A 20,782-nucleotide genomic window follows, 5' to 3' on the forward strand; every position below is an offset into this window, starting at 1 on the left:
CCCGAAACTTTGATATATCCGCAGCGTTGTCGTGACCGCTGCGGTAGCACTAATACGCTTGACTTACTAAATGGGGCTGAGCCCGCCGATTTCAAGCCTGCTCATCGATCGATGGCGGCGCTTCGGCCGGTGCCTTGCTGACCACGACCATGGCCGGGCGCAACAGACGACCATTGAGCATGTAGCCCTTCTGGAACACCTTGAGCACACTGTTAGGCTCGACGTTGGTGCTCTCCTGCATGGCCATCGCCTGGTGGTGCTCCGGATTGAACGGCGCACCGTGTGGGTCGATGGCTTCCAGCTGGTGACGCTTGAGGGTGTCGAGCAGCAGCTTGAGCGTTAGCTCCATACCCTCGCGTACCGCCTTGATCGAATCGTCATCGGCACTCGACAGCTCGAGACCACGCTCGAGGCTGTCGACCACTGGCAACAGGTCATTGGCAAATTTCTCGAGGGCGAATTTATGCGCCTTCTCGACATCCTGCTCAGCGCGACGGCGCACGTTCTGCAGATCGGCAGCCATGCGCAGCGACTGATCCTGCGCAGCCGCCAGTTGCTCTTCCAGCGTTTGCACGCGAGCAGCCAGGTCTTCGCTAGGCGCTGCGTCGTTCGCTTGCGCTTCGGAAGTCTGCGGATCCAGGTTCTGTTCGTCAGCCATGCATTTCTCCTCTGAATGATTCGACGAGCCTCAACTCGCGCGTCTGCCGCCTATATAAGGATGATTTGTAGGGTTTCAAGGGCCATGACCACTTTCCGGCAGCCGGTCGTCAGCGTATTGCCACCCCGAGGCGAACCACTGTATAAATAACCAGACAAATCCTGAGAGGCCTCGCCATGCTGGTGCACCTGTCCGTTCATAATTACGCCATCGTCGAACACCTGGATCTGGAACTGGATCGAGGCATGAGCGTCATCAGCGGCGAAACGGGCGCCGGCAAGTCGATCATGCTCGACGCCCTCGGCCTGACCCTCGGCGATCGCGCCGACAGCGGCGTGGTACGGCCCGGCGCCGACAAGGCCGACATCCTGGCCAGCTTCGATCTGGGCGACATTCCCGAAGCCCACGCCTGGCTCGCCGAGCGCGACCTGAACAATGACGGCCCGTGCATCCTGCGCCGGGTGATCACCGCCGAAGGCCGCTCGCGCGGCTACATCAACGGTACGCCCTGCCCGCTCGGCGACCTCAAGGCGCTGGGTGAACTGCTGATCGATATCCACAGCCAGCACGAGCACCAGTCACTACTCAAGACCGACACCCACCGGCGCCTGCTCGACGAATACGCAGGCGTACAGGAGCTGGCACGCCAGGTACAACTGGCCGCGCAACGCTGGAAACAGACCCGCAGCGAGCTCGAGCGCGTGACCTCCCAGGGCGACGAGCAACGCGCCCGCCATCAGTTGCTCAGCTACCAGCTCGAAGAACTGGACAATCTCGGCCTGGGTGACCATGAGCTGGAGCAACTGGAGCAGGATCACAAGGCCCTGACCAACGCCGAAAGCCTGCTCGGCGCCTGCCGCCAGGTCATCGACCAATGCAGCGAGAGCGATGCCGGCAACGTGCTGTCGGTACTTACCGCCAGCCTCAACCGCCTCGGCAGCCTGCAAGGCCAACCAGGCGCGCTGAACGAAGCCACCAACCTGCTGGCCAGCGCGCAGATCCAGATCGAAGAGGCCGTGGGCGAGCTCAACCGCTTTCTCGACCACTTCGACGCCGACCCCGAGCGCCAGCAGCAACTCGAAGAGCGCCTGGACACCATCTACACCCTGGCTCGCAAACACCGCATCCACCCCAGCGAACTGCCCGCGATGCAGCAGCAGCTGTTCGATGAACTGGAAGGCCTGAACGCCGATGACCAGGCCGCCGAACGCCTGGGCGAGGAGCTTGCTGCCTACGGTCGTCATTACCAGGAAAAGGCCGCCGAACTAAGTGCCAAGCGGCAGAGAGCCGCCGGCAAGCTGGGCAAGGCCGTGGAAAAGGAAATGCAGACCCTGGGCATGCCGGGCGGGCGCTTCAGCATCCAGCTGCAACCCATCGATGGCAACGAGCCAAATGCAAACGGCCTGGAACAGGTCGAGTTTCTGGTCAGCGCCAACCCCGGGCAGCCGATCAAGGCTCTGGCCAAGGTCGCCTCGGGCGGCGAGCTGTCGCGCATCAGCCTGGCCATTCAGGTCATCACCGCACAAACCTCGCGCGTGCCGACGCTGGTGTTCGACGAGGTGGATGTGGGCATCGGCGGCCCGACCGCCGAGGTAGTCGGGCAATTGCTACGCCGGTTGGGCGAACGGGGTCAGGTACTGACCGTAACCCACCTGCCGCAAGTCGCCGCACAAGGCCACCAGCACCTGTTCGTGCATAAGGTACGCGGCAGCAATGCCACCCGCACGGCGGTCAGCAAACTGGGTGAAACCCAGCGCATCGAGGAAGTCGCACGCATGCTGGGCGGCATCGACCTTACTGACGAATCTCTGGCTCACGCCCGCAAGCTGGTCAGCAACGCCCAGAGCTGATCGGCGGCAAAAAGCTTTTCCGACAGACATGAAAAAGGCGACCTGAGTCGCCTTTTTCGTCAACCGATATGCTTACTTGGCAGTGCGACGTACGTAGAGCACCAGATTGTGATCCACCAGCTCGAAACCGTGCTCACGAACGATCTCCTTCTGGCGTTTCTCGATCTCGGCATCGAAGAATTCGATCACGTCGCCGGTATCCACGCACACCATATGGTCATGGTGGCCGCCATCGGCCAGTTCGAACACGGCATGGCCGCCATCGAAGTTGTGGCGCACCACCAGGCCAGCGGCCTCGAACTGGGTCAGAACCCGGTAGACGGTTGCCAGACCGACATCTTCGCCCGCATCCATCAGCGACTTGTAGACATCTTCTGCACTCATGTGACGCTGCTCGGCAGAGTCCAGCATCTGCAGGATTTTGACCCGTGGCAGGGTCACTTTCAGGCCAGCTTTGCGCAGTTCGCTATTTTCAACCATGGTCTGCTTTCTCGCGGAAGCGCTTCGCAGCTTCCCTTATTGCGGGTATGATCGGGGTTTACGTTGCCCAGCCAAGATAGTGGAAGACGCCCACCGATGCAAAAAACCAGACTCCTGCTGACCAGCCTCACCTTCATGGGGCTCATCGCACTCGCCGGTTGCTCATTCCCCGGGGTTTATAAAATCGACATCCAACAGGGCAATGTCGTCACGCAGGATATGATAGACCAGTTGCGCCCTGGAATGACCCGGCGCCAAGTACGGTTTATCATGGGTAACCCGCTGATCACGGACACTTTCCACGCCAATCGCTGGGACTATCTGTACAGCATGCAGGCCGGCGGTAGCCAGCGTCAGCAGGAGCGCGTGACGCTCAATTTCGATGGTAACGATCAATTGGTAGGCCTGTCCGGCGACTTCATGCCTGGCACTAGCCGCGACGATCAGATCCTCGGCCGCGACGGCGCCCCTGAACAGGCGCCGAACCAACAGCAGGACGAGCCAGCTGCACCGGGCTCGCTGCTCGAGCAGATCCAGCGCGACGTCGACAATGTCGAAACCGTACCGGTACCGACCCCGGAACCGCTGGAAACTTCGCCTCAGTAAGCACACAGCAAAAAGCCCCGGCACTGCCGGGGCTTTTTCATTGAGCACTGGAACGTGCAAGCTAGCGCCGATCGGCGGTGCCTTGCTGCTTCGCCCGCTCCGCCGCCTGGGCAGCGCGGCGCTTGCGCACTTCCTTGGGATCGGCCAGCAACGGCCGATAGATCTCCACGCGATCACCATCTTCCAGCACTTGCGTATCGGGCGACGCCACCACTTTGCCGAACAGGCCCAGCGGCGCTTCGGCCAGATCCAGCTCTGGGAAATCCGCCTGCAGCCCGGACTGCAAGGCCGCCTGGCGCACCGTGCTGTTCGCGGGCAGTTGCAGGGTGATCAGCTTCTGCCGGTCAGGCGCGGCAAAGACCACCTCCACCGACAGCCGATCACTGGCCATGGAGTTCCTTGGCGCGCTGGCAAAAGGCATCGACCATGGTGTTGGCGGCCTGATTGAACAGCGGCCCCAAGGTCGCGCGCATGATCGGGCCGGCGTAGTCGAAGGTCAGATCGAGGCTGATCTTGCAGGCCTTCTCGCCTAGCGCCTTGAACGTCCACTGGCCATGCAGGTGCTCGAACGGACCATCTTCCAGGCTCAGTTCGATCGACTGCCCCGGCACCAACACATTGCGCGTGGTGAAACGCTGGCTCAGGCCGGCCTTGGCCACTTCGAGGCTGGCGACCATGTGTGTGTCGCTGGCCTCGATGACCTCGCTCGACGCACACCAGGGCAGGAACTCGGGGTAGCGCTCGACATCATTGACCAGGTCATAGAGAGCCTGGGCCGGATAAGGGAGCAAGGCCGAGCGCTGGATGTGAGTACTCATAACGATTGAATTTCCACGGTTGACGACATCGCAGCAGCGCGATGTCGCGGGCTGATGCTCTTACAACAGACATCAACCCGAAGCGAGTATCACAATATTGTCGGGGATTCGCCCCGAGGGCTCAAGCGCACGGCCGCCGCCGTGCTTTTTAGGGTCTGCACGAAGAGTTTCCGAGCGAAGGTCAGGCGAGGCAAAAATCGGTGAGGATGCGGAGTTTACGAGCTGTAAATGAGCAGTCCGAATCGATTTTTAACGGAGCATCACCGAGCGCAGGTACTTTTCGTACAGAGCCTAGCGCGCCTGCATGGCGCTCTGTCACCGGACTCCCTATAATGCGCCGCCTATGGCTAAACAAAAGAAACATCCGCAAGGCAGCATCGCCCAGAACAAGAAGGCGATGCACGACTATTTCGTGGAGTCCCGCTTCGAGGCCGGCCTGGCGCTGGCCGGCTGGGAAGTGAAGAGCCTGCGCGCCGGCAAAGCTCAGCTGGTCGACAGCTACGTCCTGCTCAAGGACGACGAAGCCTGGCTGATGGGCTGCCATATCACGCCGCTGAAGACCGCCAGCACCCACGTCATCGCTGATCCGACGCGCACGCGCAAGCTGCTGCTCAATCGTCGCGAGCTGGAGAAGCTGTTCGGCGCCGTACAGCAGAAAGGCCACACCTGCGTGGCACTGTCGCTGTACTGGAAACAGCATCTGGTGAAGTGCGAGATCGCCCTGGCCAAGGGCAAAAAGGATTTCGACAAACGCCATACCGAGAAAGAGCGCGACGCCGATCGCGAAGTGCAGCGCGCCATGCGCAGCAAAGGCAAGGACGAGTAACTGCAGTTCCAGCAACTGCAGTGCGCTGCCCATCACCTCAACTGAGACAATCCCCGCGCCGCTCTAGAGCCCCTTGCGACGCTGCGCACGCAGTTCGCGTACTTCCTGCTGCAACACATCGGCCAACACTTCCTGCACGTAATCGATGTGCTGATTTGACAGCGTACGCGCATCCTCGGCACGCCCCTGCATGATCGCTTCGTACAGGGCGCGGTGCTGCGCGTTTAGCATGCTGCGAGTCTCGCCACGCAAGGCATACATGCCGCCGATGTTGGTGACCACATTGCGCTTGAGCAGGTCGAACAGCCCACGAATGGTGTGCAACAGCACGGCATTGTGGCTGGCCTCGGCGATGGCCAGGTGAAAGCTGGCGTCCGCCGCCCCCTCTTCCGCCCGCGTCACTTCGCCGGCGCGACCGTAGCAATCCTGCAGGCGCTCGAACGCCTCGCTCAGGCGCTGACGATCAACATCGGTGGCGCGCAATGCAGCGTAGTAGGCGCAGGAACCTTCCAGGGTATGCCGGAACTCGAGCAGATCGCGCTGCGCATCGGTATTGCTTTCCAGCAAGTGCATCAGCGGGTCGCTGAAGGTCGAGCCCAGGTTCTCGCACACGTAGGTGCCGCCGCCCTGGCGACTGATGAGCAGGCCCTTGGCAGCAAGTTTCTGAATGGCTTCACGCAGCGACGGGCGAGACACGCCGAACTGCTCGGCAAGCACCCGCTCGGCCGGCAGCCGCTCGCCAGCCTTGAGCGTGCCTTCGAGGATCATGGCCTCGAGGCGCTCGACGATATCGTCTGACAGCCGCCGCTGTCGCAGCGGACCAAAGTTCATTGTTTCAACACTCCACAACCCCCGCAAACGGCGCCAGATCGCCCGGCTGCCGAAAATCCGTGCAGCCTACCCAGTGGCATCTGGCGCCACAAGCACAGCACTCTTAGGCGCCCACTGCGACCAAAGTCGCAACGGTGCAAATTGACGCACCCAAGCAAAAGAAATTATTCTGGCGCTCGCCACTTGTAAATTGGTCTTACCAATAATAACAACCCGTTCGCAAAACTGCTCTGCACTCGGTGAATCACCAGCAGCTCGCGATCAGGCGATACCAACAACAATCAGCGAGCCTCCCCATGCAAACATGGCAACAGTTCTACACGCCGCTCGGCAGCCTTGGCCTGTCCGCACTAGCGGCCGTGATCCCCATCGTCTTCTTCTTTCTCGCCCTCGCCGTATTCCGCCTCAAAGGGCATGTAGCGGGCAGCATCACTCTGGCGCTGTCGATCATCATCGCCATCGCTGCCTTCGGCATGCCGGTGGACATGGCCCTGGCCGCCGCCGGCTATGGCTTCGCCTACGGCCTGTGGCCGATCGCCTGGATCATCGTCGCGGCAGTGTTCCTCTACAAACTGACCGTCAAGAGCGGCCAGTTCGAAGTCATCCGCAGCTCGGTGCTGTCGATCACCGATGACCAGCGCCTGCAGGTACTGCTGATCGGCTTCTCGTTCGGTGCTTTCCTCGAAGGCGCGGCGGGCTTCGGCGCACCGGTGGCGATCACCGCCGCCCTGCTCGTCGGCCTGGGTTTCAACCCGCTCTATGCCGCTGGCCTGTGCCTGATCGCCAACACCGCCCCGGTGGCGTTCGGCGCCCTGGGCATCCCAATCATCGTCGCCGGCCAGGTCACGGGCATCGACGCTTTCAAGATCGGCGCCATGACCGGCCGCCAGTTGCCCATCCTGTCGATCATCGTGCCGTTCTGGCTGGTGGCGATGATGGACGGCTGGAAAGGCATCCGCGAAACTTGGCCGGCTGCGCTGGTGGCTGGCGTGAGTTTCGCCATCACCCAGTACTACACCTCCAACTACATCGGCCCGGAGCTGCCGGACATCACCTCGGCGCTGGTCAGCCTGGTATGCCTGACCCTGTTCCTCAAGGTCTGGCAGCCCAAGCGCGCTGCCGACAGCCAGGTCGCCGGCACTTCCGGTGGCGCTGCGGTAGCCGGCGGTTTCGGCGGTGTGCGCAGCACCACGCCGTCGCCCTACAGCTTCGCGCAGATCCTCAAGGCCTGGTCGCCCTTCCTGATTCTCACCGCCATGGTCACCGTCTGGACGCTGAAACCCTTCAAGGCGCTGTTCGCCCCAGGCGGCGCGCTGGATCACCTGGTGTTCATGCTGCCGATCCCGCATCTGGATCAGTTGGTGGTCAAGGTCGCCCCCATCGTCACCAACCCGACGCCGATCGCTGCCGTCTTCAAGCTCGATCCGATCTCGGCGACCGGCACTGCGATCTTCTTCTCCGCCGTCCTGTCGATGCTGGTTCTGAAGATCAACATCAAAAATGGTCTGACCACTTTGAAGGAAACCTTTTACGAACTGCGCTGGCCCATCCTGTCCATCGGCATGGTGCTGGCATTCGCCTTCGTCACCAACTACTCCGGCATGTCGACTACCCTGGCCCTGGTGTTGGCGGGAACCGGCGCGGCCTTCCCGTTCTTCTCGCCGTTCCTCGGCTGGCTGGGCGTGTTCCTGACCGGCTCGGATACCTCGTCCAATGCGCTGTTCGGCTCGCTGCAAGCCACCACGGCGCACCAGATCGGCGTCAGCGATACCCTGCTGGTCGCGGCCAACACCAGCGGCGGCGTAACCGGCAAGATGATTTCACCGCAATCGATCGCCGTGGCCTGCGCCGCGACCGGCATTGTCGGCAAGGAATCCGACCTGTTCCGCTTCACGCTCAAGCACAGCCTGATCTTCGCCACCTTCGTCGGCCTGATCACCTTGACGCAGGCTTACTGGCTGACCGGCATGCTGGTGCACTGAGGTACGAGCAGCTGCGCGTCGGCCCTGCGGCCACGCGCTGTTCAGAATCACTGAATGCAAACGCAACGCCCTGACGGGGCGTGCTACACACCCAAAGCCCGCGACAGTGTCCGGGCTTTGTCGCTGCCGCGGCGACGCGCCAGCCCAGACACGGAATAGAGCCCATGATCATTTCTGCCTCCACCGATTACCGCGCCGCTGCCCAGCGGCGCCTGCCGCCGTTTCTGTTCCACTACATCGATGGCGGCGCCTATGCCGAGTACACCCTCAAGCGCAACGTCGAAGACCTGGCAGGCATCGCCCTGCGCCAGCGCGTGCTGAAGAACATGGCCGAGCTGAGTCTGGAAACGAGGCTATTCGGCGAAACCTTGTCGATGCCGGTGGCCCTGGCACCGGTCGGCCTGACCGGCATGTACGCGCGCCGCGGTGAAGTGCAGGCCGCCAAGGCAGCGGCGGACAAGGGCATCCCCTTTACGTTGTCGACCGTGTCGGTGTGCCCGATCGAAGAGGTCGCACCAGCGATCAGTCGGCCAATGTGGTTCCAGCTGTATGTACTGAAAGACCGCGGCTTCATGAAGAACGCCCTAGAGCGCGCCAAGGCCGCGGGCGTGACCACTCTGGTGTTCACCGTGGACATGCCCACGCCCGGTGCCCGCTACCGTGACGCCCACTCCGGCATGAGCGGGCCGAACGCTGCCATGCGCCGCATGCTGCAGGCTTTCACGCACCCGGCCTGGGCCTGGGACGTGGGCCTGATGGGCAAGCCTCACGATCTGGGTAACATCTCCACCTACCGCGGCAACCCGACTGGGCTGGCTGATTACATCGGCTGGCTGGGCGCCAACTTCGACCCGTCGATTTCCTGGAAGGATCTGGAGTGGATTCGTGAGTTCTGGGACGGCCCGATGGTCATCAAGGGCATTCTCGATGCCGAGGATGCGCGCGACGCGGTCAAGTTCGGCGCCGACGGCATCGTGGTCTCCAACCACGGCGGTCGCCAGCTCGATGGCGTGCTGTCCAGCGCCCGCGCACTGCCGGCCATTGCCGATGCGGTGAAAGGCGACCTGAAGATTCTCGCCGATTCCGGCGTCCGCAGCGGCCTCGACGTGGTGCGCATGATCGCCCTCGGCGCCGACACGGTGATGCTCGGCCGCGCCTTCGTGTATGCCCTGGCTGCCGCAGGTGGTACCGGGGTGAGCAACCTGCTGAGTCTGATCGACAAGGAAATGCGCGTGGCCATGGTGCTGACCGGCGCCAGGTCCATCGACCAGATCAGTGCCGACTCTCTGGTTCGGGAGCTCTGAGATGATCAGCCGCGACAGCCTGCTCAAACAACTACGCGACGCCGTCGGCCACGACCATGTGCTCACCGACGGGCAAAGCACCCGGCGCTTTCGCAAGGGCCACCGTACCGGCGAGGGCAACGTACTGGCCGTGGTGCGCCCCGCTACGCTGCTGGAACAGTGGCGGGTGCTCGAAGCAGCCGTGGCCGCCGACCGCATCGTCATCATGCAGGCGGCCAACACCGGCCTGACCGGCGGCTCGACGCCGGACGGTAACGATTACGACCGCGAAATCGTGCTGATCAACACCCTGCGAATCACCGGCGTACAACTGATCAACGAGGGCGCGCAGGTGATATGCCTGCCCGGCGCCACCCTCGACCGCCTGGAGCAGGCCCTGGCACCTCTGGGCCGTGAGCCGCATTCGGTGATTGGCTCGTCGTGTATCGGCGCTTCGGTGCTCGGCGGCGTGTGCAACAACTCTGGCGGCTCGCTGGTACGCCGTGGACCGGCCTACACCGAGCTCGCGCTCTATGCCCAGGTGAGGGCCGATGGTTCCTTGGAGCTGGTCAATCACCTGGGTATCGACCTGGGCAACAGCCCCGAGGAAATCCTCACGCGCCTGCAGCGCGGCGACTACAGCCCGCACCAGGTCTGCAACGAGGCAGCCGGCAAAGCCTCGGACCAGCGCTACGGCGAGCACGTACGCGATGTCGACGCCGACACGCCGGCACGTTTCAACGCCGACCCTTCACGGCTGTTCGAAGCCTCGGGCTCGGCAGGCAAGCTGTGCCTGTTCGCCGTGCGCCTGGACACCTTCCCCAAGGAGCCGAGTACGGTCTTCTACATTGGCACCAATGCCGCAGACGACCTGACCGAGGTACGCCGCCACCTGCTCAACCGGCTGCCGAGCCTGCCGATCGCCGGGGAATACATTCACCGCACCGCTTTCGACATCGGCGAGCGGTACGGCAAGGACACCTTTCTGTTGATCGACCGCTTCGGCACCGCCCGGGTGCCTGGGGCCTTCGCCCTGAAAAGCCGGGTCGATGGTTTCTTCGAGCGCTTCGGCCTGCGCGGCGTCAGTGATCGTATCATCCAGTTGGCCATGAACCTGTTACCCAGCCACCTGCCGGCGCGCATGCGCCAGTACCGCGACCGCTTCGAACATCACCTGATGATTCGCGTGGCCAACGACAGCCTGGATGAAACCCGGCGTTTTCTCGCCGAGTACTTCGGCAGCGCCACCACCGGAGCCTTTTTCGAGTGCGACGCCGACGAGGGCCGCAAGGCCTTCCTGCACCGCTTCGCCATTGCCGGCGCGGCGATTCGCTACCGTGAGGCGCACCCCGGCAGCGTCGAGGACATCCTCGCCCTGGATATTGCCCTGCGCCGCAACGACCGCGACTGGGTGGAAACGCTACCGGCGCAAATGGAGGCGCAGATCATCCACAAGCTTTACTACGGGCACTTCTTCTGCCACGTGTTCCACCAGGACTACATCGTCAAGAAGGGCGTCGATCCGATCGCCATGGAACACGCGATGTGGAAGCTGCTCGACGAGCGTCGCGCCGAGTACCCGGCCGAGCACAACGTTGGCCATCTTTACGTCGCCAAACCGGCCCTGGCGGACTTCTACCGCGAGCTGGACCCGACCAATGCCTTCAACCCGGGCATCGGCCAGACGTCGAAGAAAAAGCACTGGGAATCCTGCTGCAAGAATCACTGAGGCACGAAAAGAAGAAAGGGGAGACCTCTCGGCCTCCCCTCTCGTAGATGTCCTGTGCTGGCAATTCTGTCGCCGCTTTCGTCGCCCGCCTGGTTGGGCAGTGCGGACCCGGGTGCCGTGACGACCCGGTAGGGTCGGCGGCGCCAGCTCCCCTGATTGGGCGAGCCGGGTGGACGTGTCGTCCGGGCCGTGAAACTGAGGTAAAGATTACGCCCACGGCCGCGACGAAAGATTGCTAACATTGCTGACCATCCGAGCATTTGCGCAATAATAAATCGATAAATACACCAAAACAGCAATCTGATAACGAAATCGGTTACCCATGAACAAACTCGATCGCTACGACCTGAATATTCTCGCCGAATTGCAGCGCGACGCGACGCTGTCCAATCAGGAACTGGCCGAGCGTATCGGCCTGTCACCCTCACCCTGCTCACGCCGCGTCAAACAACTGCAGGATGACGGCTACATCACTGGCCAGGTCGCGCTGCTCGACCGCCGCCAACTGGGCCTCACCCTAACCGCCTATGTACTGATCGGCATGGATCGCCATACGCCCGAACGCTTCGAGCACTTCCAGGAAGAAATCCGCAAATGCCCGGAAGTGCTGGAGTGCTGCCTGGTTACCGGGATGGACGCCGACTACCAGCTCAAGGTGGTGGTGCCTGACATGGATCATTACCAGAAGCTGCTGCTCGGCACCCTGACCCGGATCGATGGCGTGTCCAGCGTGCGCTCGAGCTTCGTGCTGCAGCAGATCCTCTCCAGCACTCAACTGCCCCTGCAGCACCTGCGCGGCTAGGAACCTGTTCACAATCTTCCAGCCCAGGCTCGTCGATTCTGGCAGTTAAGTGGCGGGAGCGGCCTTTTGTAGGGTGGACCGGGTCGCGTTGACGACGCTTCACCTACGCGGCCCGACCCGTCCACCGCTCTGCGATCGCAATGGTGGATGACAAGAGCGTCAGCTACACGCCCCGATCCACCCTATGTGGCGGGCGACCGCTTCTGCCTTGTAGTTGCCTCTACATGCGCATACAAGACTTTGAACTTGGCCCGTTTTTGTGGGAGCCGCGACCTCGCGGCGAATTAGTCAGGCTCCGCCGATAGGCAGTTAGGCTGCAATCGTTTCGCCCCGAGGTCGGGGCTCCCACAGGTTAGTTTGAATGTCCGCCTCTGCCTTGTAGCTGCCGCTTCATGTTAATGAAGATCATGAACAGGCTCTAAGACCATCAGGCAACTACGCCTACTGGCCGGCAACGCTGTAATATCCACACCTTTGTTGTGCCTTGCCGCCCGCCCCCGGGCGGCAGCCGATGGATCGTCGCCGAGGTCAGGATGGAACCCGAGTTTTTCGAAGAGCTGATGATGACCCTGCTAGTCGGCGGCCTGGTGCTGTTCATGGCATTCATCGTCTGGGACCTGGCGAAAAAGCCCCGCGCCGGCCGCTTCGGCACCTTCATCCTGTTCTTCGCCCTGGGCCTGGGCGTACTCGGCTTTCTCATCAAGAGCCTGGTCATCGCTGGCCTGGAAGGCGTCTGAAACCCACAAAAAAGAATCGCGGCGCCCGCCGCATTGCCTTGTCTGCTGCCCATGGAGAAACACATGAACGCCACCGATCGCGTCATGCAGAGTTACGGACGCTGCTGTGCCAGCCCGGCCTTTTTCGACGATTTCTATCGGCACTTCCTCGCCAGCTCACCAGCCGTGCGTGAGAAGTTCGCCAACACCGATATGGCCGTGCAGAAGCTGCTGCTGCGCCAGGGCATTCTCAATCTGGTGATGCACGCCCGCGGCATGCCGGACACCAAATTGCGCGCCTTGGGCTGCACCCATGCGCGCAGCGCCATGGATATTCGCCCCGAGCTCTACGATCTGTGGCTGGAAGCGCTGCTCAAGACCATCGTGGAACACGACCGGCAAGCCGATGCGGCCACCTTGCAAGGCTGGCGCGAGGTACTGATCAAGGGCATCAGCGTGATCAAGGCGGGTTACGACGGCTAAGCCGCCCGCTTCAATCGAGGCGCGGCGACAGGTCGCGCCACTCCCCCGGCAGTAAGCCATCCAGGGACCAAGGACCGATGCGCACGCGCACCAGGCGAAGGGTCGGCAAGCCGACTGCAGCCGTCATGCGCCGCACCTGGCGGTTGCGGCCCTCGCGAATCACCAACTCCAGCCAGCTGGTGGGCACGCTCTTGCGAAAGCGCACCGGCGGATTGCGCAGCCATAGCTCGGGCTCATCCAATTGCCGCGCCTCGGCAGGCAGCGTCGGCCCATCGCTGAGCTGCACGCCGTCGCGTAATTGCTGTAGCTGCTGCGCGCTGGGCTCGCCTTCTACCTGCACCCAATAAGTCTTGGCCAGCTTGTGCTTGGGGTCGGCGATCTTCGCCTGCAGTTGCCCATCATTGGTGAGCAGCAGCAAACCTTCGCTGTCGCGATCCAACCGGCCAGCCGGATACACGCCGGGCACGGCAACGAAATCCTTGAGCGTGGCGCGGCCCTGGTCGTCATTGAACTGGGTCAGCACGTCGAACGGTTTGTTGAGCACGATCAACCTCGGCTCGGCGGGCGGGGCCTTGGCCACACGATAGGGACGCGGTGCGGGGCGTTTAGGTCGGGACATGCAACGAACATCATGGCGAAACGGGCGCGCAGTTTACCGCAACGCGGTTGCTATCCGCGGCACGATCGCGTCTGCCCAGGCGTTCAGCGGACGCTGCGGTCGATCACCGGCGCATGCAGCGCCATGAGCTCGATGATCCACTCGATGAACACCCGCAGCTTGGCGCTGACGTGACGGTTGGGCGGATAGGCGATGTACATGGGCATCGGCTCGAACTGCCAATCCGTGAACACCGCGACCAGCTCGCCGCGTTGCACGTACTCATCGGCCATGTAAGTGGGTAGCCACAGCACGCCCAAGCCGGCCAGGCCGGCAGCCTGATAGGCATTGCCGTCATCCACCGCCAGTACGTAGCGACCTTCCACCTCCAGGCGTTCAGCGCCGCGCTGCATGCGGTAGGCAAACAGCTTGCCGGCCCGTGCCCGCTTGAAGCCGACGATACGGTGGTGGCTGTCGACCAGTTGCTGTGGATGCAGCGGCGTACCACAACGCTGCAGATAATCCGGCGCGGCATAGACGCCGGAACGCAGGTCGCCGACGCGGCGGGCCATCAGTGACTGATCGGTGATCTCCCCGCCGCGGATCACGCAATCGACGTTCTCGCCGAGCAGATCGACGAGACGATCGCTGGCGCCGAGATCGAGCTGGATATCCGGATAGCGGGCATGAAAGGCCGGCAGCGAGGGCACTAGGATCATCCGCGCGAACGGGCTCGGCACGTCGACGCGCAGGCGCCCGCGGGGCTGGCTGCTGGCGTCGGACAGGCTGGTCTCGGCGTCGTCCATGTCGGCCAGCAGGCGCACCACGCGCTCGTAATAGGCAGCACCATCAGCGGTCACGGCAACCTTGCGGGTGGTTCGGTTCAGCAGGCGCACGCGCAACCGCGCCTCGAGCTGCTGCACCAGTTGGGTCACGCTGGTCTTGCTCATGTGCAGGGTGTCGGCTGCCTTGGTGAAGCTGCCTGACTCCACCACCCGGGCGAAGGCACGCATCGCATCGAATCGGTCCATCTGCTCAGCCGCTGATTGTTTGGGATTTGCAAACAGTGTTGAACGAACTGGCCTGTTTATCCAGCGCCCCAGCGTTTCTAAAGTGAACCCATCACTTGGACGGGCTACAGGCCCAAAGGAGACGACATGACAACGCGCGACGTGGTATTCCCCGCCGGCCGCCAGGCCCTTTACGAACGCAACCGCTACTCGCCGGCAGTGCGCTCCAACGGCTTTCTGTTCGTATCCGGCCAGGTGGGCAGCCGCCCGGACGGCTCGCCCGAGCCGGAGCTCAAAGCTCAGGTTCGCCTGGCCTTCGAAAACCTCAATGCAGTACTCAAGGCCGCCGACTGCAGCTTCGACGACGTGGTCGACGTGACGGTATTCATCGTCAACCCCGAAGAGCGCTTCGAGACCATCTGGGAAGTGGTGCCCGAGTATTGGGGCGAAGCGCCTTTTCCGAATATCACCTGCGTGGGCGTGACCTGGCTGTATGGCTTCCAGTTCGAGATCAAGGTGATCGCCAAGCTGCCGGACGCTTGATCGCCGCCCCAGGCGGCTCCAAAGGGCAGACGGTTGGGCGCTTGCAACCGCGCGCTGTGATACACTGCGCGGCGGCCAAAAGCTGCCCCTCCGCCACCGCAGCCCCTACCGGAGCCGAGATTTTCGATGTCCGATACTGCCCCCCCGAAGCCCATCGCCAGCGGCGAAAAATTCCGCACCGCGCAGGGTATTACCGCCATCAAGGACGGCCAGAAGCGCCGCGCCTCGACCGAAGCCAAGGTGTACGAGCCCAAGCCGAGCTGGTTGCGGGTCAAGGCGCCGGGCGGCAGCCGTTTCGAAGCGGTCAAGCGTAACGTCGGCGAGCATCGCCTGAGCACCGTCTGCCAGGAATCGCACTGCCCGAACATGGGCGAGTGCTGGTCCAACGGTACGGCCACCATCATGCTGATGGGTTCGGTGTGCACCCGTGCATGCCGCTTCTGTGCCGTGGACACCGGCAACCCGAACGGCTGGCTGGACAAGGAAGAGCCGCAGAACACTGCCAAGTCGGTGGAACTGATGGCCCTGCGCTACATCGTGCTGACCTCGGTGGACCGCGACGACCTGCCCGACGGTGGCGCCGCGCACTACGCGGCCTGCGTCCAGGCGATCAAGGCCAACACGCCGCAGGTGGTGGTAGAAGCCCTGACGCCAGACTTCGACGGCGACCTGGCGTGCATCGAGCGCGTAGTGGATTCGGGCCTCGAGGTATTCGCTCAGAACGTCGAGACCGTCAACCGCCTGACCCGTGAAGTGCGCGACCCGCGCGCCGGCTACCGCAAGACTCTCGACGTGCTGGCCCACGCCAAGCGCCATCGTCCCGACGTGCTCACCAAGACCAGCCTGATGCTCGGCCTGGGCGAGACCGATGACGAAGTGTTCGAGGCCATGGAGGACATGCGCGCCGTGGGCGTGGACATCCTTACCCTCGGCCAGTACCTGCAGCCAACCCGCAACCACCTGCCGGTCAAGCGCTGGGTGAGCCCGGACGAATTCAACCGTTTCCGCGATATCGGCCTGCAGATGGGCTTCATGGAAGTGGCAGCCGGCCCGCTAGTGCGCTCCAGCTACCGCGCCGACAAGGTGTTCGAGAAGAACAACCTGGGCCTGGCTGCACCGGTTCCGGTGCCGGGCCAGCAGGTCGACAACAGCCTGATCCCCGCGCTGAACGTCAACTGAGCACGCTCTGGTTGAGCCTTCGGGCAACCGGACGAACGAAAAGGGACGCCTCGGCGTCCCTTTTCGTTGCTTGCAGTTAGGCGTAGCCCAACCGTTGGCGCAGCACCTGCTCAAGGCGCTTGGCGACTTCATCGAAAGCAGGCGGCGCCGCCACCAGATCCTTCAACTGGGTCATCTTCAAGCCGGCATAGCCGCACGGATTGATGCGCCCGAAGGGCGTCATGTCCATGTCGACATTGAGCGCCAGGCCGTGGAACGAGCAACCACGGCGCACCCGCAAGCCCAGCGAAGCGATCTTGTCGCCCTTGACGTAGACGCCTGGCGCATCGGCCTTGGGCGCTGCCTGCACACCATAGCTGGCCAATACCTCGACCAGCGCCTGCTCCATCACCGTGACCAGTTCACGCACGCCCAGATCGAGGCGACGCAAATCCAGCATCAGGTAGCCGACCAGTTGGCCGGGGCCGTGGAAGGTCACCTGCCCGCCGCGCTCCACCTGCACCACCGGAATGTCACCCGGTGCCAGCAGATGCTCGGGCTTGCCCGCCTGCCCCTGGGTGAACACCTGTGGGTGCTGCAGCAGCCAGATCTCGTCGGGCGTGGCTTCATCGCGCTCGGCGGTCAGCGTGCGCATCGCCTCGAGGGTCGGCAGATAGTCCACCACCCCGAGGTGCCGCACGATCAACTCGGCTGCGGCCACTACAGCACCATGTGCACGCGGCCGGTGGCACGCAGGTCGACGTGGATGGCCTGCAACTGCTCGACGCCAGTGGCGGTGATCAGCACCTGCACGGAGAGAAAGCGGCCCTTGCTGCTGTCGCGCGTCACCAGAGTACCGGCGTCGAAGTCAGGCGCGTGGCGCTGCATCACCTCGATCACCATGTCGGTGAACCCGTCGCCAGCTTCACCGATCACCTTGATCGGGTAGTTCTTGCAGGGAAATTCGATTTTCGGGGCTTGTACGTCGGTGTCGGTCATGATGTTCCTGATCCAAAATGAAACGCCCTCAGTTCGAGGGCGTTCATCACAACATGGGGGCAAACTGTCAGTTAAACAACCCGTAGAAGAACAACCGGATGCTATCCCACAGCTGGCGGAAGAAACCACCCTCCTCGACGGCTTCCAGGGCGACCAGGTCGGCGCTGTGCACCACTTGGTCACCCATCTTCACTTCCACCTTGCCGATCACGTCACCCTGGGCGATCGGTGCGGTGATCTGCTGGTTGAGGGTCATGCTCGCCTGCAGCTTCTCCAGCTGGCCCTTGGGCAGCGTGAGGGTCAGGTCATGGGCCAGACCGGCCTTGACCTGGGACGCCTGGCCTTTCCATACCGGCGCCTGCGCCAGTTCGGTGCCCTTCTGGTAGAAGGTGCGGGTTTCGAAGAAACGGAAACCGTAGGTCAGCAGCTTCTGGGTTTCAGCAGCACGGGCGCTTTCGCTATCGGTGCCGAATACCGAGGTGATCATCCGCGCGCCGTCACGTACGGCCGATGCGACCAGGCAGAAGCCCGCTTCGTTGGTGTGGCCGGTCTTCAGGCCATCGACGGTGCGGTCGCGCCACAGCAGCAGGTTGCGGTTGGGCTGCTTGATGTTGTTCCACAGGAACTCTTTTTGCGAATAGATAGCGTAGTGCTCGGCATCTTCGTTGATGATCGCACGGGCCAGGATCGCCATGTCGTGAGCACTGGAATAGTGATCAGGATGGGGCAGACCGGTGGCGTTCATGAAGTGGCTGTTCTTCATGCCCAGGCGCTCGGCGGTGGCGTTCATCATGTCGGCGAAAGCGTCTTCACTGCCGGCGATGTGCTCGGCGATGGCGATGCTGGCGTCGTTGCCGGACTGAATGATTACACCATGCAGCAGCTCGTCGACGGTGGCCTGGCTGTTGACCGGCAGGAACATGGTCGAGCCACCCGAGGCAGCGCCACCGGTACGCCAGGCATGCTCGCTGATGGTGACCTTGTCCTGCTCACCGATCTTGCCGTTGCGAATTTCCAGCGTGGCGATGTAGGCGGTCATCAGCTTGGTCAGGCTCGCCGGCGGCAGGCGCTGGTCGGCATTGTTCTCGACCAGGACGTTGCCACTGGCGCCGTCCATCAGCACATAAGACTTGGCGGCCAGTTGCGGCGGAGCCGGCAGCGGCGCCTGGTTGGCCCAGGCGCTGGAGGCGCCGAGCAACGTAAGTGACAGGAAGATGCGTTGCGCGAAGCTGGTGATTTTCATCCGTCTCTCTAGATCGCTGGAGGGTGGAACAGGCCCTCGCGGGCCGATATGAAACGTGGGCGCCGCACCGCGACGACCCACTGGTTAGTCAGGCGGCGAGCCATTTAGTTGCTCGCCCATGAGCCGAAGCCCTCAGTCCGCCTTGACCAGGGTTGCTTGCCCTAGGTTAGCGACACGAATGCTATCACGCACCCGGTCAGCCTCGCCCTGGCTGCTGATCGGCCCCAGCCGCACGCGGTGCAGTATCTGCTGGTTGCGCACCACTGAGTTGATGAATACCGGCGCACTCACCGACTCGCTCAGCTTGGACTTGAGAAGCTCCGCAGCGTCGGGATTGGCGAAGGCTCCCACTTGGAGATACAGGCCAGACGCTGCGGCTGAACCGTTTTTTTTTGAGTCGATCTGCACCGGCACGGTGGCGGCTGCATGCTGCTGCGGGGGCGGCGAATACTGCTCCACCGGCGCGTTGGCCAGCCTCAGCTGCTCCATCTGCGCGGGTTTGACCTTGGCCATCTGCGGCTGCGCCATCACCATCGGCACCGGGCGGCCCTGCTGGGCCCACCACTCGGTGGGATCGATGCCTTCGACGCGCACCTGGGCCGTGCCCTTTTCGGCGTAACCGAGTTTCTTGGCGGCAGCGAAGGACAGGTCGATGATGCGATCGGAATAGAACGGGCCACGGTCGTTGACGCGCAGAATCACGCTCTTGCCGTTTTCCAGGTTGGTTACCCGCACGTAGCTGGGCAGCGGCAGGGTCTTGTGGGCCGCGGTCATGCCATACAGGTCGTAGGCTTCACCGTTGGCGGTGGCCTGGCCATGGAACTTGGTGCCGTACCAGGAAGCCGGACCGGTGGCCACGTAGCGGCGGGCATCGGAGAGCGGATAGTACTGTTTGCCGAACACCACGTAAGGGCTGGCCTTGACCGGGCCGTAGTGCGGCATCGGGATGGCGTCCTGGATCTTCGAGACGTCTACGTCCCACCACGGCGCGCCATCCTTGTGGGGACGGTTGAAATCATCCGGGCCGGACATCGAGCTACTGGCCTGGGTCGGCGACGAACTGGTCGGCGCCCGGCTGGAAGAACAGCTGGCCAGCAGCAGAACAGCGACGCCGCAGGCGGCCAGCTTGAACGGCAAGCGCGTCATTGATTGGCACCTCGGGCCTGAACCAGCAACTCGGACAACTGATTGACCGCCATGGCGTACATCACGCTGCGGTTGTAGCGGGTAATCACGAAGAAGTTGGGCTGGCCCATCCAGTATTCGGGCCCTTCGGCGCCGTCGAGACGGAACGCGGTCACCGGCAGGTCGTCGGCCAGCACGTCATTGCTCGACCAACCCAAGGCACGCAGCTCACCTACGGTTTTCTCGGGATCCAGACCGGCGCTCAGGCCCTGATCGGCCTGTTCGCCCTTGACGCTTGCCAGGCTGGCTACCGGCTGCCCAGGCTGCCAGTTGTGACGCTTGAAGTAGCTGGCCACGCTGCCAATGGCGTCGGTCGGGTCGCTCCAGATGTTGATGTGGCCGTCGCCGTCGAAATCCACGGCGTAGGCGCGGAAGCTGCTCGGCATGAACTGCGGCAGGCCCATGGCGCCGGCATAGGAGCCCTTCAGGCTGGCCGGGTCGACCTGCTCCTCACGGGTCAGCATGAGAAACTCGCGCAGCTCCTTGCGAAAGAACGGCGCGCGCGGCGGATAATCGAAGGCCAGGGTCGACAGGGCATCGATCACCCGGTAGCTGCCGGTGTTGCCACCGTAGGAAGTTTCCACGCCGATGATGGCGACGATGATTTCGGCCGGTACGCCGTATTCCTTTTCGGCACGCGCCAGGGCTTCGGCGTGCTCGTTCCAGAACGCCACGCCTTTGCTGATGCGCGCGTCGGTGATGAAGATCGGCCGGTATTCCTTCCAGGGTTTGACCCGCTCGGCAGGTCGCGAGATGGCATCGAGGATGGCCTGTTTGCGCTCGACTTCGGCGAACAGCGTACTCAATTGCTCGCTGGCGAAACCGTAGTCACGGGTCATCTCGGTGATGAACTCGCCGACCTGTGGCGAGTTCGCGTACTCCCCGGCGGCCATCGCCTGCGGCGCCCCAAGCAGGCCGGCGACCGCCAGCCATTGTGCATGTCGTGCGGCCCAGCCACGCAGAATCTGCATTGAATTCATAA

The 20,782-nt window shown here is 62.9% G+C and carries 22 protein-coding genes and 1 pseudogene; 11 read left to right on the forward strand and 12 right to left on the reverse strand.

What is annotated here, in order from left to right; genetic code table 11:
- Positions 1 to 91: 91 nt before the first annotated feature.
- Positions 92 to 661 (reverse strand): annotated as a pseudogene (grpE, locus tag BVH06_RS06845) (nucleotide exchange factor GrpE); the annotation flags it as partial.
- Between the two features lie 173 nt (positions 662 to 834).
- Between grpE and recN the strand changes: the two are divergent.
- Positions 835 to 2,508 (forward strand): DNA repair protein RecN, encoded by a 1,674-nt coding sequence (recN, locus tag BVH06_RS06850; RefSeq protein ID WP_075933596.1) that lies wholly within the window; start codon positions 835 to 837, stop codon positions 2,506 to 2,508.
- 72 nt (positions 2,509 to 2,580) lie between these two features.
- Here the strand turns inward: recN and fur are convergent, their stop codons facing one another.
- On the reverse strand, positions 2,581 to 2,988 hold the full coding sequence (gene fur / locus BVH06_RS06855; protein ID WP_013792689.1) for a ferric iron uptake transcriptional regulator: 408 nt from the start codon (positions 2,986 to 2,988) through the stop codon (positions 2,581 to 2,583).
- Between the two features lie 96 nt (positions 2,989 to 3,084).
- Between fur and BVH06_RS06860 the strand changes: the two genes are divergently transcribed.
- On the forward strand, positions 3,085 to 3,594 hold the full coding sequence (locus tag BVH06_RS06860; RefSeq protein ID WP_075933597.1) for an outer membrane protein assembly factor BamE: 510 nt from the start codon (positions 3,085 to 3,087) through the stop codon (positions 3,592 to 3,594).
- Positions 3,595 to 3,655: 61 nt separating this feature from the next.
- Here the strand turns inward: BVH06_RS06860 and BVH06_RS06865 are convergent, their stop codons facing one another.
- Both BVH06_RS06865 and BVH06_RS06870 read right to left on the reverse strand, forming a co-directional pair.
- Positions 3,656 to 3,985, reverse strand: coding sequence for an RnfH family protein (locus tag BVH06_RS06865; protein WP_075933598.1), 330 nt, complete (start codon positions 3,983 to 3,985; stop codon positions 3,656 to 3,658).
- Positions 3,975 to 4,412, reverse strand: coding sequence for a type II toxin-antitoxin system RatA family toxin (locus BVH06_RS06870; RefSeq protein ID WP_075929149.1), 438 nt, complete (start codon positions 4,410 to 4,412; stop codon positions 3,975 to 3,977). Before BVH06_RS06870 ends, BVH06_RS06865 begins: the two co-directional genes overlap by 11 nt.
- Before the next feature lie 343 nt (positions 4,413 to 4,755).
- On the opposite strand from BVH06_RS06870, the gene smpB reads away from it, so the two are divergent.
- Positions 4,756 to 5,238 carry an SsrA-binding protein SmpB gene (gene smpB, locus BVH06_RS06875; RefSeq protein WP_013792693.1) on the forward strand — a complete coding sequence of 161 codons (483 nt, stop codon included), beginning with the start codon at positions 4,756 to 4,758 and terminating at the stop codon, positions 5,236 to 5,238.
- Between the two features lie 63 nt (positions 5,239 to 5,301).
- Here smpB and BVH06_RS06880 read toward each other — a convergent pair whose 3' ends face one another.
- Positions 5,302 to 6,069 (reverse strand): GntR family transcriptional regulator, encoded by a 768-nt coding sequence (locus BVH06_RS06880; protein WP_075929150.1) that lies wholly within the window; start codon positions 6,067 to 6,069, stop codon positions 5,302 to 5,304.
- A gap of 296 nt (positions 6,070 to 6,365) precedes the next feature.
- Here BVH06_RS06880 and BVH06_RS06885 point away from each other — a divergent pair, with 296 nt between their 5' ends.
- The 6 genes from BVH06_RS06885 (at position 6,366) to BVH06_RS06910 (ending at position 13,064) form a co-directional block, all read left to right on the forward strand.
- On the forward strand, positions 6,366 to 8,051 hold the full coding sequence (locus BVH06_RS06885; protein ID WP_075933599.1) for a lactate permease LctP family transporter: 1,686 nt from the start codon (positions 6,366 to 6,368) through the stop codon (positions 8,049 to 8,051).
- Between the two features lie 164 nt (positions 8,052 to 8,215).
- Complete coding sequence (gene lldD / locus BVH06_RS06890; RefSeq protein ID WP_075929152.1) at positions 8,216 to 9,355, forward strand: FMN-dependent L-lactate dehydrogenase LldD; 1,140 nt, start codon at positions 8,216 to 8,218, stop codon at positions 9,353 to 9,355.
- Between the two features lies 1 nt (position 9,356).
- Positions 9,357 to 11,063, forward strand: a complete 1,707-nt coding sequence (dld, locus tag BVH06_RS06895; RefSeq protein WP_075933600.1) for a D-lactate dehydrogenase — start codon at positions 9,357 to 9,359, stop codon at positions 11,061 to 11,063.
- 322 nt (positions 11,064 to 11,385) lie between these two features.
- Positions 11,386 to 11,865 (forward strand): Lrp/AsnC family transcriptional regulator, encoded by a 480-nt coding sequence (locus BVH06_RS06900; RefSeq protein ID WP_027903635.1) that lies wholly within the window; start codon positions 11,386 to 11,388, stop codon positions 11,863 to 11,865.
- A gap of 533 nt (positions 11,866 to 12,398) precedes the next feature.
- Positions 12,399 to 12,602 (forward strand): DUF2788 domain-containing protein, encoded by a 204-nt coding sequence (locus BVH06_RS06905; protein ID WP_075933601.1) that lies wholly within the window; start codon positions 12,399 to 12,401, stop codon positions 12,600 to 12,602.
- A 63-nt stretch (positions 12,603 to 12,665) separates the two neighbouring features.
- A complete protein-coding gene (locus tag BVH06_RS06910; RefSeq protein WP_075933602.1) occupies positions 12,666 to 13,064 on the forward strand; it encodes a globin in 399 nt (132 codons plus the stop codon).
- A gap of 10 nt (positions 13,065 to 13,074) precedes the next feature.
- Here the strand turns inward: BVH06_RS06910 and BVH06_RS06915 are convergent, their stop codons facing one another.
- Both BVH06_RS06915 and BVH06_RS06920 read right to left on the reverse strand, forming a co-directional pair.
- Positions 13,075 to 13,644 carry a pseudouridine synthase gene (locus BVH06_RS06915; RefSeq protein ID WP_168172896.1) on the reverse strand — a complete coding sequence of 190 codons (570 nt, stop codon included), beginning with the start codon at positions 13,642 to 13,644 and terminating at the stop codon, positions 13,075 to 13,077.
- A gap of 122 nt (positions 13,645 to 13,766) precedes the next feature.
- Entirely contained in the window at positions 13,767 to 14,693 is a 927-nt protein-coding gene (locus tag BVH06_RS06920; RefSeq protein ID WP_075929157.1) for a LysR family transcriptional regulator, read from the reverse strand.
- Positions 14,694 to 14,819: 126 nt separating this feature from the next.
- On the opposite strand from BVH06_RS06920, the gene BVH06_RS06925 reads away from it, so the two are divergent.
- Positions 14,820 to 15,215, forward strand: a complete 396-nt coding sequence (locus BVH06_RS06925) for a RidA family protein (protein ID WP_075933604.1) — start codon at positions 14,820 to 14,822, stop codon at positions 15,213 to 15,215.
- 126 nt (positions 15,216 to 15,341) lie between these two features.
- The gene (gene lipA, locus BVH06_RS06930; protein ID WP_075933605.1) at positions 15,342 to 16,394 is read left to right on the forward strand and encodes a lipoyl synthase; all 1,053 of its coding nucleotides are present in this window, start codon (positions 15,342 to 15,344) and stop codon (positions 16,392 to 16,394) included.
- A 76-nt stretch (positions 16,395 to 16,470) separates the two neighbouring features.
- Here the strand turns inward: lipA and lipB are convergent, their stop codons facing one another.
- The 5 genes from lipB to mltB form a co-directional block, all read right to left on the reverse strand.
- The gene (lipB, locus tag BVH06_RS06935; protein WP_075929160.1) at positions 16,471 to 17,094 is read right to left on the reverse strand and encodes a lipoyl(octanoyl) transferase LipB; all 624 of its coding nucleotides are present in this window, start codon (positions 17,092 to 17,094) and stop codon (positions 16,471 to 16,473) included.
- Positions 17,094 to 17,372 (reverse strand): DUF493 domain-containing protein, encoded by a 279-nt coding sequence (locus BVH06_RS06940; RefSeq protein ID WP_075933606.1) that lies wholly within the window; start codon positions 17,370 to 17,372, stop codon positions 17,094 to 17,096. Before BVH06_RS06940 ends, lipB begins: the two co-directional genes overlap by 1 nt.
- A gap of 67 nt (positions 17,373 to 17,439) precedes the next feature.
- The gene (locus BVH06_RS06945) at positions 17,440 to 18,615 is read right to left on the reverse strand and encodes a D-alanyl-D-alanine carboxypeptidase family protein (protein WP_075933607.1); all 1,176 of its coding nucleotides are present in this window, start codon (positions 18,613 to 18,615) and stop codon (positions 17,440 to 17,442) included.
- Positions 18,616 to 18,747: 132 nt separating this feature from the next.
- Positions 18,748 to 19,761, reverse strand: coding sequence for a septal ring lytic transglycosylase RlpA family protein (locus tag BVH06_RS06950; RefSeq protein WP_075929163.1), 1,014 nt, complete (start codon positions 19,759 to 19,761; stop codon positions 18,748 to 18,750).
- Complete coding sequence (gene mltB, locus BVH06_RS06955; protein ID WP_075929164.1) at positions 19,758 to 20,771, reverse strand: lytic murein transglycosylase B; 1,014 nt, start codon at positions 20,769 to 20,771, stop codon at positions 19,758 to 19,760. Before mltB ends, BVH06_RS06950 begins: the two co-directional genes overlap by 4 nt.
- Positions 20,772 to 20,782: the final 11 nt, after the last annotated feature.

This window comes from Pseudomonas sp. PA27(2017) (assembly GCF_001945445.1).
GTDB lineage: Bacteria > Pseudomonadota > Gammaproteobacteria > Pseudomonadales > Pseudomonadaceae > Aquipseudomonas.

Bases quoted from the DNA above. Each gene is read 5' to 3' on its own strand.
- BVH06_RS06950 (WP_075929163.1), bottom strand. From the start codon at position 19,761: ATGACGCGCTTGCCGTTCAAGCTGGCCGCCTGCGGCGTCGCTGTTCTG.
- BVH06_RS06885 (WP_075933599.1), top strand. From the start codon at position 6,366: ATGCAAACATGGCAACAGTTCTACACGCCGCTCGGCAGCCTTGGCCTG.
- mltB (WP_075929164.1), bottom strand. From the start codon at position 20,771: ATGCAGATTCTGCGTGGCTGGGCCGCACGACATGCACAATGGCTGGCG.
- BVH06_RS06905 (WP_075933601.1), top strand. From the start codon at position 12,399: ATGGAACCCGAGTTTTTCGAAGAGCTGATGATGACCCTGCTAGTCGGC.
- lldD (WP_075929152.1), top strand. From the start codon at position 8,216: ATGATCATTTCTGCCTCCACCGATTACCGCGCCGCTGCCCAGCGGCGC.
- BVH06_RS06920 (WP_075929157.1), bottom strand. From the start codon at position 14,693: ATGGACCGATTCGATGCGATGCGTGCCTTCGCCCGGGTGGTGGAGTCA.
- BVH06_RS06860 (WP_075933597.1), top strand. From the start codon at position 3,085: ATGCAAAAAACCAGACTCCTGCTGACCAGCCTCACCTTCATGGGGCTC.
- fur (WP_013792689.1), bottom strand. From the start codon at position 2,988: ATGGTTGAAAATAGCGAACTGCGCAAAGCTGGCCTGAAAGTGACCCTG.
- BVH06_RS06925 (WP_075933604.1), top strand. From the start codon at position 14,820: ATGACAACGCGCGACGTGGTATTCCCCGCCGGCCGCCAGGCCCTTTAC.
- BVH06_RS06865 (WP_075933598.1), bottom strand. From the start codon at position 3,985: ATGGCCAGTGATCGGCTGTCGGTGGAGGTGGTCTTTGCCGCGCCTGAC.
- BVH06_RS06870 (WP_075929149.1), bottom strand. From the start codon at position 4,412: ATGAGTACTCACATCCAGCGCTCGGCCTTGCTCCCTTATCCGGCCCAG.
- BVH06_RS06910 (WP_075933602.1), top strand. From the start codon at position 12,666: ATGAACGCCACCGATCGCGTCATGCAGAGTTACGGACGCTGCTGTGCC.
- BVH06_RS06940 (WP_075933606.1), bottom strand. From the start codon at position 17,372: ATGACCGACACCGACGTACAAGCCCCGAAAATCGAATTTCCCTGCAAG.
- BVH06_RS06900 (WP_027903635.1), top strand. From the start codon at position 11,386: ATGAACAAACTCGATCGCTACGACCTGAATATTCTCGCCGAATTGCAG.
- BVH06_RS06880 (WP_075929150.1), bottom strand. From the start codon at position 6,069: ATGAACTTTGGTCCGCTGCGACAGCGGCGGCTGTCAGACGATATCGTC.
- recN (WP_075933596.1), top strand. From the start codon at position 835: ATGCTGGTGCACCTGTCCGTTCATAATTACGCCATCGTCGAACACCTG.
- dld (WP_075933600.1), top strand. From the start codon at position 9,357: ATGATCAGCCGCGACAGCCTGCTCAAACAACTACGCGACGCCGTCGGC.
- lipA (WP_075933605.1), top strand. From the start codon at position 15,342: ATGTCCGATACTGCCCCCCCGAAGCCCATCGCCAGCGGCGAAAAATTC.
- BVH06_RS06945 (WP_075933607.1), bottom strand. From the start codon at position 18,615: ATGAAAATCACCAGCTTCGCGCAACGCATCTTCCTGTCACTTACGTTG.
- smpB (WP_013792693.1), top strand. From the start codon at position 4,756: ATGGCTAAACAAAAGAAACATCCGCAAGGCAGCATCGCCCAGAACAAG.